Origin of the sequence: Kitasatospora sp. NPDC050543 (genome assembly GCF_044457565.1) — a bacterium.
GTDB lineage: Bacteria > Actinomycetota > Actinomycetes > Streptomycetales > Streptomycetaceae > Kitasatospora.
This window is the reverse complement of record NZ_JBITGZ010000009.1, coordinates 109,972-119,182: the sequence shown is the minus strand read 5'-3', so window position 1 is coordinate 119,182 and position 9,211 is coordinate 109,972. Positions and strand designations below refer to the sequence as shown.

Below are 9,211 nucleotides of genomic sequence, written 5' to 3'. Positions count from 1 at the left end.
GACGAGGACTAACGTGGGGTCGTCGGTCCGCACGGCGGTGCGGGTGTGCACCATTTGGTCGCGCAGGGCGTGCAGTGCGAGCTCCGACGCCGAGCCCCCCACGCGGGGCCTTCCCGCCGCTGCCTTCGTCGCACTCGTAGCCCTCGGCGTCTTGGGCGACGGCGGATATCGGTTCCGTGTCCGCTCCCTGACGGGTCGTCCGGCGGGCGACCCTCACCCGGGACAACCGGTGGGAGTAGATTCTGACCTGACCGCCGGAATGACGAGGAGTACGACCAGTGACCACCGACAACCGCATAGGTCCGCCCAACTTCGGCAGCGAACGCGACATGCTGCGGGCCTTCCTCGACTACCACCGTGCGACCCTCGCCATGAAGTGCGACGGGCTCACCGACGAGGAACTACGGCAGCAGTCGATGCCACCGTCGACGCTCTCGCTGCTCGGCCTGGTGCGGCACATGGCGGAGGTGGAGCGCGCCTGGTTCCGCCGGGTGTTCGAGGACAACGATGCGCCGATGGTCTGGTCCGACGAGATCGACTTCCAGGCCGCGTACGACGCGAGCGCGTCGACCAGGGCCGAGGCCTTCGCGGCCTGGGAGGCGGAGGTCGAGCACTCGCGCCGTATCGAGCGGGAGGCCGAGTCGCTGGACCTGGCCGGTCATCAGCCGAGGTGGGGCGAGGATGTGTCGCTGCGGATGGTGATGGTGCACGTGCTCCAGGAGTACGGCCGCCACAACGGGCACGCGGACTTCCTGCGTGAGGGTGTCGACGGGACGGTCGGCGCCTGAGTCGCCGTCCGGGCCGGCGCTGACACCCGGAGAGTGGCCGTCAAGGAGCTGGCCGCAACGGACCTTTCGGCGAACGCATTCGTGATCGAGGCCGACCCGGCGGACGCCACCGGTCATCCGTTGACCAAGTTCGACGCATTCGAACGGGTGCTCCTGAAGAACCCGAACGACACGGCCGTATCGGTCCGCGTTGTCCAAATCGACGTGATCGAGGGAATCGAGTTGATCACCCGCGCGGGCATCGTCGAAGGTAGGTACAGCCCGCCCGTGCCGCCGGGCGGCCGGCGCGCGGACAGGGAGCCGACACGGCGTCAGTGGTCAGGAGGGCTCCTGATCGAAGCCTGCATGCCCGGCTACGACAGGCGGCGCCGGACCCGACCGCGTGATATCCGCTGGCAGGCCGTCCGTGGCGCGTGGCAGCATGCCGCCATGACGACGAGCGGAGCCCCCGGAACGGCGGCCGAGGCAGTGCGGGAACTGCGGGAGATCGCCCACCGCTGGTCCGACGGCCGGCGCGCCGACCCGGACCTTCTGATCCAGGCCGCTCTCCGTGCCCTGGTCGCCGGTGTGGACACACCGTCGCTGTGGCACCTCGCCTGGCTGCTGCGCGGTGAGGAGGACCATGCCCCGGAGCTGTTCGGCCAGGTGATGGACGAGCTCGGGTTCGGCTTCCACCCGTCCGACGGCTACTGGGACGGGCTGGCGCTCGCCCGCTGGTGGGCCGCCGAGATCGTCGGCGGATGGCTCGATCCCGTCGAGGGTGCCGGACTCATCATCGAGAACGTCGCGGAGGCTTACGGGGATTGCGAGGAGTTGGCACCCATGGTGGAGGCGGTGGTGGTGTGCTTGAGCCACGCCGGATCCTATGCGCCCCGGGACGAGATCGATGCACACCTGACCCGGGCCGCCCGCGAACTCCTGGCCCGCATTCCGCCCCCGTCCACCCACTCCTGACAGCACTGACAGCACGACGGCGCCGCGTCCGTCGGCCATTCCAAGGGGCCGGTCGGGCGCCGCCGAAGCCTGCGATGGCGGGATGGCCCGCGCTCCGTTGCGCAACGCCCAAAGGAGGCCGACGCGCCTCCGGTTCAGCGTGGCCGCAGCCCGTCGAAGACCACCTCGAAGATCCGCTCCCGGGCCGTCGGGTCAGCTCCGAGGTGTTCCATCGTCGTGCTGGTGCCGACCAGCAGGGCGATCAGCTCCGGCAGGCCCAGATCCGGGCGGACCGCCCCGGCTCGCTGTGCTCCGGCCAGCAGGTCGGCCAGTCGCGCCTGGATCACCTTGCTGGACTCCTGCAGGGCGGCGTGCGCGTCCACGCCGGCTGTGGCGAGTGCCTGGGCGAACTCGTTCTTGCCCGCAGACCGGTCGATCACCAGGCGGAAGCAGCCGAAGAAGGCGTCGGCGGGTTCGGCCTCCGTGGCCAGCTGCGTGGTCTGGGCCGCGATCGTCTCCAGCCTGCGCACCATCACAGCCTCCAGCAGTGCCTCCTTGGTCGGGAAGTGCCGGAAGAGCGTGCCGACCCCGACCCCGGCGGCCCTGGCGATCTCCTCGGTCGGCACGCCGACGCCGCGGGTGGTGAACACCTCCGTGGCGACGTCCAGCAGCCTGGCCCGGTTACGGGCCGCGTCCGCCCGCAGTGGACGCTCCTGAGCGCCACTCATCCCTCTCACCTCTTCTGTCGATGGCAGAGCCGGACTGGACAACCGGAGTCGTCAGTCCGTATCGTCGAAACCGGAGTCGCTGGTCCGATTCTAGCGACGGATCCCGATGGGGGTTGATCATGTCCGAAACGCTGTCGCCGCGCGAGGTCTTCCAGAAGCTGCTCAAGGGCGTCACCGCGGGGCGGTTCTCGGGGCTGGCCGAGCTCTACGCCGAGGACGCCGTGGTGGAGACCGTCTTCGAGCCGGTCGGGCCGCGCCGGTTCGAGGGGCGGGCCGCACTCAAGGAGCGGTTCGCCGAGGTCTCCGCGCATTCGCCCGTGGAGCTGACCGCGACGAATGTGGTGATCCGGGAGACCGACGACCCGGAGGTGATCGTCGCCGAATGGAACTACCAGGTGCACCATCGGGTGACCGGGCGGAACTTCGAGGTCGCCAACATCCAGGTGCTGCGGGTCCGCGGCGGCCTGATCGTCAGCAGCAGGGACTTCCACGACCACCTGGCCCTCATCGTGGCCGGCGGCAATCTGCCGCAGCTGGTGACAGCGCTGGACGGCAAGTAGCGCGAGCGCACGGCCGCCGGCCGGGACTCCTTCCAGGAGTCCCGGCCGGACTCGCTGTGGGGGCAGTCGCTCCGGCTCCCCGACGTGCCGGCCAGCTGCTTCCGGGTCGGTGGTCGTAGGGGCCGGCGACGGCATGACGGGCCGGCCGGTGTGGGCGGTCGGGTCAGGTGGCGGCGGTCGGAGCGAGGATCCGCCTGAGCGCGTGGACGATCACACCGCCGGGGCTGCGACCACGGCGGTGCTCAAGGTCGGACGCCATGGAGCGAGCTGGGACGAATCCTTCGGCAGGTCGTGGGTCCTGATGCGGAGTTCGGTCGCGAGGGAGTCCAAGTCCGGCCTCGCAAAGGAATCCTGACTTTGGTCGCCCTCGTCCCAGGCCGACAGCTGACCCTTGGAATCGATCACCTAGCGGTCGTCCTCGGGGCCGCGGTCGTCCTTGACACCGTCGGTGTCCTGAGCGGGCTGCGACTCCTCGGTGGTGCGGGCGAGTCGGCACAGGTCGGGAAGCAGGGCGGCGAGCCCCGCCGTGTACCGCTCGGCCTCGCCACGGTTGGGCAGCGGGTGGTAGGCGAAGCACGCCGTGTCCCGCTGGACGCTCACTGCGGGGGCGCCCAGGGCGGCGAGGCGCTCGATCAGGTCGTTGCCAAGAAGGCGTTCGGTGAGTGCCTGCGACCCGGGCGAAGCCATCGGGATGTAGAGACCCGGCTTGACGACCGGCAGCCGCAGGGCGGCGGCGCTCCAGGGCCGTTCGAGCCGGATCATCGGTACGCTCTCCGGGAGTTCGTAATGGAACAGCAGCCAGTGCAGGCCGCGCCGCTGCTCCAACCGCGTGAACCAGGCGACGGTGATCTCCCGCCCGTCCTCGCCCGGGCCGGTGACGGTGGTGCCGCGCGGGGCGTCCAGCCAGGGGTAGTGCAGGGCGTAGTGGTGCCAGGACTCGGTGCGCTCCAGCCTCCGCCATCCGGGACGGCGGCCGAGGGCCTGCAGCAGCCGCTCGGAGGCCCTGAGCCGCCGTGCGGTGCGGATCTCCCGGGTCAGTCCTATGGCGATGGGCGCCATCAGTAGGGCGATGAAGAAGATCCAGCTGGCCATACGTCCCCCTCGCGACCTCGCCCCACGACCCGCGCGGGGCGATTCCACCTGAACGCTCATCGTAGGCCGCAGGTCTGACGCTTGGTCGTAGAACGGATGGGTCACGGGGCGCAGCCCGCCATCGGCCGGGCTCGGCGAGCGAGGTTCCACAGGCTGCCTGCCCCATACCCGGCCGAATCCCCCGCAGCCGGACGCTGCGTGGCGATTGCGAACGGGCGGCCCGTCGGCAGTCGCCCGCCGGCGGGCCGCCCGGCAGGGTCTCCTGCGTCCCTGCCGAGGGCCGGCTGCCCGTGCCGCCGGGCGGCGGCGGTGGTCTGCTCCCGCAGGGCGGGGTCAGCGGGCGCTGCCGATGTTCCGGTCGGAGTCGGTGCCGTCGAGCATGAGGGTGGTCTCCTCGATGCGGCGGAAGCGCCCGTCGGGGGTGAACTCGGCGAAGACGTACACCTCCATGCGCACGGTGGAGCCGTCGGTCTTGGTGATGTCGACCAGGTGGCGGTCGGCGTAGCGGTCGCCCTGGACGAGTTCGTCGAGGACCTGGATGCTGCCGTCTGCGACGATCGTGCGCAGGTGGGCGATGTGGGAGGTGAACTCGGCCCGGTCGTCCCAGCGGCCGTCGGTGCGCTGGCGGTAGTCGGGGGCGAAGTGGCGGTCGACGGCCTCGGTCAGGTCGAGGCCGGGGGTGAAGAGCAGATCGGTGAGCGCGGCGGCGATGCTCGGGTGCGTGGCGGTGGTCATGGCGGTGGTGTCGGTGGTGGTCATGGCGGTCCCCTGGGTGTCGGAGTGACGGAGATTTGCGTGCGTCGAGCACGCATCTGAATAGTACGGCATGTTGCGTGCGCCGCGCACGCTAATCTGGGATGCATGCCGAACGATGTGGGAAACGAGATCGCGGACGCGCTCGGAGTGCTGCTCAGGCGCAGTGCTCGCGCACAGCTCTACGAGCGTCTGACCGAGGGCCTGGGCGAGGCCGTGGACGACGTCACCTATCCCGTCCTCAGCGGGCTCGCCCGCACCGGGCCGTGCAGTGCAGCCGATCTCGCGGACGAGATCGGCCTGGACCGCTCCGGCGTCACGCGCCGCGCCACCCGGCTGGAGGCAGCCGGCCTGCTGCGCCGCGATGCCGACCCCGCGGACCGGCGCGCGACCCTGCTCACCCTGACCGACGCCGGGCAGCAGGTGGTCGAGGCCACCCGGCAGCGCCTCGCCGCGCACATCGAGGCATCGCTGGCCTCCTGGCCCGCCGACGAGGCGCGGGCCTTCGCCCGCGCACTCCACCGCTTCGTCACCGGCGGCCTGCTCGGGACGGGGTGAGGCGCGGCGTCCGCCGACGGCCGCTGACGTCTCGAGCGCGGTGCTGGTCGCGCCGTGATCGCCTGGTGGCGGGGTGGGGGCGCCCCCTCCCCGAGAGCATGACGGGCGAGGGCGTCGGCCGCAGCCCCTGGATTCGGCTGTGGGCCTCCCTGCACCATGATCCCGGGTGACCCGGGCCCTCACCCGAGCAGACGGTGTTCCGTCCGGTGTTGGTGACCTGTGCGACGATCCGTCGACAGCATCCCTGCGCCGGGGCACGCCGGGCGCGCGCTCCGGAGGTCCCTCGGCGCGGGATCCTCCCCGAAAGTCTTATTTGTGCGACATAACTGACACGGCGTCGGCAAGTCCCCTACCGTGATGCCTGCTCGATCAGTCACCTCCAAGGGAGCACCTATGCCCCGGAGCCGTAAGCTCCACCGCGTCAGCAACCCCGACACGGATGAGCGTCGCGCGCAGCGCATGCTGTTCCGCCACCTGCGCGACGACACCAACGCCAATCGTGGTCGGATGGCCAAGCGGGTTCGTGAGCTTCAGCTCCTGCTGGCGATGGACCCGGTCGAGTTCGAGCAGCTCATCGCCCGGCTGATGGAAGCGATGGGCATGAAGGTCGAGCTGACGGCCCGCTCGCGGGACGGCGGGGTGGACGTGCGCGGGATCGACACGGATCCCTTTCGCGGTGGGAACGTGATCGTGCAGGTGAAGCGGTACCGGGACACGGTGCCCCCGTCGGCCGTGCGGGATCTGTACGGCACGCTCCAGCACGATCGGGCCGCGACGAAGGCCGTGCTCGTCACGACCAGCAAGTTCGGCCCGAGTTCGCACCAGTTCGTCGCCGGCAAGCCGATCACCCTGATCAATGGCGCCGAGCTGGTCGGCCTGCTCAGGCACCACAGCTTCCACGAGGTGTTCGAGGCCGCGCGGTACGGCGCTGCGGGTGTCGGCGGTGGGGGCGACCTGCCCGAGATCGAGGTCGCCGCCGAGCCGGCGCGGCTTCTGCTCCACTGGACCGGCGAAGAGGAGTACGACATCGCCGCCCTGGTGTGCCAGGGGAACAGGGCGTTGTCGGACGAGCACCTGGTGTTCTACAACAACGGCTCGACGCCGGATGGCTCGGTGCGGCTGGTCACCGGCTACGGCGACGCCAACGCCTGCCTGATGGTCGATTTCGACGCGCTGCCGGCCGACGCCGATCGGCTCGTGATCGTCGCCGCAGCCGACACCGAGAACCACCCGGCAGCGACCATGGCCGGGTTCGCCGGGCCGGCGCTGATCCTCGAAGCCGGCGCCGAGGAGGACCCGGCCGTGGCGCACCTGGCCGACGGAGCCGGGGCCAACACGGCGATGCGTCTGGGCCGCTTCGATCGCGACACCGCCGGGAACTGGGACTTCACCCCTGCCCTCGCCGGCTATCCGGGCGGACTGCGCCAGGCCGTCGTCGCCTACGGCCTGGAGGTCGCCGACGCGTAGACGCCGGCGGAGTACCGGCCCGCACCCGGGCGCGACGGGCCGCTCGTTGATACGACCTGGTGCTGCGAGGAGTGTGGGCCGGCCGCAACGATGTCGACTGCGCCTGCTCAGTTCAGGTGCCGCCGGTAGTAGGAGAGCGTGGCGACCCCGAGCAGCGGTCCCCACAGCAGCAGTGGTGCGTAACAGGCGTCCATCACGACGAGGGCCAGCCCTGTCGGAGCCCCCTGCGCCCCTCCGAAGCCGCGCGCGTTGGGGATCGTCAGCAGCATCAGAAGGGCCGCGCCGAGTGATGCCGGGATCACCGCGGCCAGAGGCGCGACGCGCTTCCCCCCGATGAGCGCAGACCGAGACCGCAGTCCGCCACATCGCCAACAGCTACCCCTACGACGCCCACCAGCCGGGGCAGCTGTCGCTGCGCGACAGCGCCGACGAGATCACCCGCAAGCTCGACGAGGAGATCGCCAGCCGGGTCGCCTCGGCCGGCGTCCGGGTGGTGGAGTCCCGGATCACGCGGCTCGCCTACGCCCCCGAGGTGGCCCAGGTGATGTTGCAGCGCCAGCAGGCCGGCGCCGTGGTGGCCGCGCGTCGGTTGATCGTCGAGGGTGCGGTCGGCATGGTGGAGCTGGCCCTCGAGCGGCTCGCCGCACGCGACGTGGTCGAGCTGGACGAGGAACGCAAGGCGGCCATGGTGAGCAATCTGCTGGTCGTGCTCTGCGGCGACCGCGGCACCCAGCCGGTGGTCAACACCGGATCCCTGTACCAGTAGGAGGCGCCGCCAGTGGCGACGGAGCGGAAGAAGATCCTGCTACGGCTGGACCCGGCCGTCCACGACGCGCTGGCTCGCTGGGCCGGCGACGAACTGCGCAGCACCAACGCGCAGATCGAGTTCCTGCTCCGCCGGGCGCTGACCGACAGCGGTCGGATGCCTGGCGGAGTGGGCCGACTGCCCAAGCGGGGCCGCCCGATCAGGGGCGAGGACCCCGACCCAACCGCGGAACCGGAAGACTGACCTCATGTCGCAACAGCCCGGCTCCCTGCCCGGCAAGCTCTATCTGCTCGCCTACGACCCCGAGCGCGGCCGCCTCACCGGGGTGCTCAACCTGGAAATGCTGCTGCGCGCGGCGGCCCTGACCGAACTGCTTCAGCGCGGCCTGCTGCGGGACACCGACGGCAGGCCTGCGATCATCGAGCAGCACCGGATCCTCGGGCTCTTCCCGGTCACCCGGGTCGAGCCTCGCGATCCGCGCCCGCGCAAGGCGCTGGTTTACCGCATTCGACTCGGCGCTGCGCGGCCCCCTCAGCCGGGTCGAGCCCGGCGCCGCCGCCCTGGTGGCGCTGGCCGACGCGGCCCGGCTGCAACTGCTGTTGAGCCACCGCCGACGACGCGAACACCGCGACCGGATCGGGCGGCTCGCCCTGCTCTGCGGCCCGCTGCCGCTCGCCCTGCGCCAGGCGATCCGCAACCGGGACTCCTCGGCCGGGTGACCGCAAGACGCAACCGGGCGGCCGGCTCCGGGGGGGGGGGATCGCACACCGCTCAGGCGGCGACCGCCTGTTCCATCGCGCAGCACTCGGTCTGTCGCACCGCGTCGCGTCCCGCCGGCTGCGCAGTGGTGGGGGTGATCTCGAACCAGACGGTCTTCCCGGTGCCGCTCGGGTGGGCGCCCCACCCGGCGGCGAGTGCGTCGACGAGGAGCAGGCCGCGTCCTGACTCGCGGTCGAGGTCGGGCGCGGAGGGCTGCGGCAGCTGCGGGTCGGTGTCGGTGACCTCGACGCGCACCCCGAACTTGGTCCCTGACACACGGACCATGCTCACGTCCCGGGTGTGTTCCACGGCATTGGCCACGATCTCTGCGGTGCACAGTTCCAGGTCGCCCAGCGCGGCCTCGTCCAGGACCCGCCATCCGCGGGCGGCCTGCATGACGAGCTTGCGAGCACGGAGCGTGGATCGAGGATCGGCAGCAACCGTGAACACCGCCTGCGCGCCACGGCCGGCGCCGCCGCGGGCGGGGGCCTCGGGGATGGTGGGAGAGCCGGCGGCCGCCACGGCGGGGGCGCTTCCACGCGGTGATGACATCTTCACAGTCATGGTATTCACACCTTCGCGGCTTCCGGATCGGCTTCGGGCGGGGTGCCCGGCCCCTGTAAGAGACGCTAGGGCGCCCCTGCAGTCGATCTTGGACGGCGCTGCACCACGCCTTGACTGAGAACGCACGTTCTCCGCCATGGGTGGCAAGGGGCGGCACGGCGGTTCGAGGGCGCACCCCCGCCCCGAAGGGCGCACCCTCCGCCGAGCGAGGGCAGAGTGCCGGCCGAGCCGCCGTACGGCGCC

General features: G+C 71.2%; 12 protein-coding genes and 1 pseudogene. 8 read left to right on the top strand and 5 right to left on the bottom strand.

Going from position 1 to position 9,211, the window contains the following annotated elements; translation table 11 throughout:
- Positions 1-278 precede the first annotated feature (278 nt).
- Together ACIBH3_RS14125 and ACIBH3_RS14120 are read left to right on the top strand one after the other, a co-directional pair.
- A complete protein-coding gene (locus tag ACIBH3_RS14125; RefSeq protein ID WP_396312200.1) occupies positions 279-788 on the top strand; it encodes a DinB family protein in 510 nt (169 codons plus the stop codon).
- Between the two features lie 33 nt (positions 789-821).
- Complete coding sequence (locus ACIBH3_RS14120) at positions 822-1,742, top strand: hypothetical protein (RefSeq protein WP_396312199.1); 921 nt, start codon at positions 822-824, stop codon at positions 1,740-1,742.
- Between the two features lie 134 nt (positions 1,743-1,876).
- Here the strand turns inward: ACIBH3_RS14120 and ACIBH3_RS14115 are convergent, their stop codons facing one another.
- Positions 1,877-2,449 carry a TetR/AcrR family transcriptional regulator gene (locus ACIBH3_RS14115; RefSeq protein WP_396312198.1) on the bottom strand — a complete coding sequence of 191 codons (573 nt, stop codon included), beginning with the start codon at positions 2,447-2,449 and terminating at the stop codon, positions 1,877-1,879.
- Between the two features lie 119 nt (positions 2,450-2,568).
- On the opposite strand from ACIBH3_RS14115, the gene ACIBH3_RS14110 reads away from it, so the two are divergent.
- Complete coding sequence (locus ACIBH3_RS14110; protein ID WP_396312197.1) at positions 2,569-3,009, top strand: nuclear transport factor 2 family protein; 441 nt, start codon at positions 2,569-2,571, stop codon at positions 3,007-3,009.
- 405 nt (positions 3,010-3,414) lie between these two features.
- Here ACIBH3_RS14110 and ACIBH3_RS14105 read toward each other — a convergent pair whose 3' ends face one another.
- Complete coding sequence (locus ACIBH3_RS14105) at positions 3,415-4,101, bottom strand: hypothetical protein (RefSeq protein WP_396312196.1); 687 nt, start codon at positions 4,099-4,101, stop codon at positions 3,415-3,417.
- A 333-nt stretch (positions 4,102-4,434) separates the two neighbouring features.
- Positions 4,435-4,860, bottom strand: coding sequence for a nuclear transport factor 2 family protein (locus ACIBH3_RS14100; protein WP_396312195.1), 426 nt, complete (start codon positions 4,858-4,860; stop codon positions 4,435-4,437).
- 102 nt (positions 4,861-4,962) lie between these two features.
- Here ACIBH3_RS14100 and ACIBH3_RS14095 point away from each other — a divergent pair, with 102 nt between their 5' ends.
- Both ACIBH3_RS14095 and ACIBH3_RS14090 read left to right on the top strand, forming a co-directional pair.
- Positions 4,963-5,412: a MarR family winged helix-turn-helix transcriptional regulator gene (locus ACIBH3_RS14095; RefSeq protein WP_396312194.1), complete on the top strand. Its 450-nt coding sequence runs from the start codon at positions 4,963-4,965 to the stop codon at positions 5,410-5,412.
- A gap of 357 nt (positions 5,413-5,769) precedes the next feature.
- Positions 5,770-6,879 carry a restriction endonuclease gene (locus ACIBH3_RS14090; protein ID WP_396312193.1) on the top strand — a complete coding sequence of 370 codons (1,110 nt, stop codon included), beginning with the start codon at positions 5,770-5,772 and terminating at the stop codon, positions 6,877-6,879.
- Between the two features lie 107 nt (positions 6,880-6,986).
- On the opposite strand, the gene ACIBH3_RS14085 is transcribed toward ACIBH3_RS14090, so the two are convergent.
- On the bottom strand, positions 6,987-7,181 hold the full coding sequence (locus tag ACIBH3_RS14085) for a hypothetical protein (RefSeq protein ID WP_396312192.1): 195 nt from the start codon (positions 7,179-7,181) through the stop codon (positions 6,987-6,989).
- Between the two features lie 38 nt (positions 7,182-7,219).
- Here ACIBH3_RS14085 and ACIBH3_RS14080 point away from each other — a divergent pair.
- The 3 genes and pseudogenes from ACIBH3_RS14080 to ACIBH3_RS14070 all read left to right on the top strand — a co-directional run.
- Positions 7,220-7,645: pseudogene (locus ACIBH3_RS14080) on the top strand (SPFH domain-containing protein); the annotation flags it as partial.
- Positions 7,646-7,657: 12 nt separating this feature from the next.
- A complete protein-coding gene (locus tag ACIBH3_RS14075; RefSeq protein ID WP_396312191.1) occupies positions 7,658-7,888 on the top strand; it encodes a hypothetical protein in 231 nt (76 codons plus the stop codon).
- Between the two features lie 320 nt (positions 7,889-8,208).
- Entirely contained in the window at positions 8,209-8,364 is a 156-nt protein-coding gene (locus tag ACIBH3_RS14070) for a hypothetical protein (protein ID WP_396312190.1), read from the top strand.
- Positions 8,365-8,416: 52 nt separating this feature from the next.
- Here the strand turns inward: ACIBH3_RS14070 and ACIBH3_RS14065 are convergent, their stop codons facing one another.
- Positions 8,417-8,968: an ATP-binding protein gene (locus ACIBH3_RS14065; RefSeq protein ID WP_396312189.1), complete on the bottom strand. Its 552-nt coding sequence runs from the start codon at positions 8,966-8,968 to the stop codon at positions 8,417-8,419.
- Positions 8,969-9,211 lie beyond the last annotated feature (243 nt).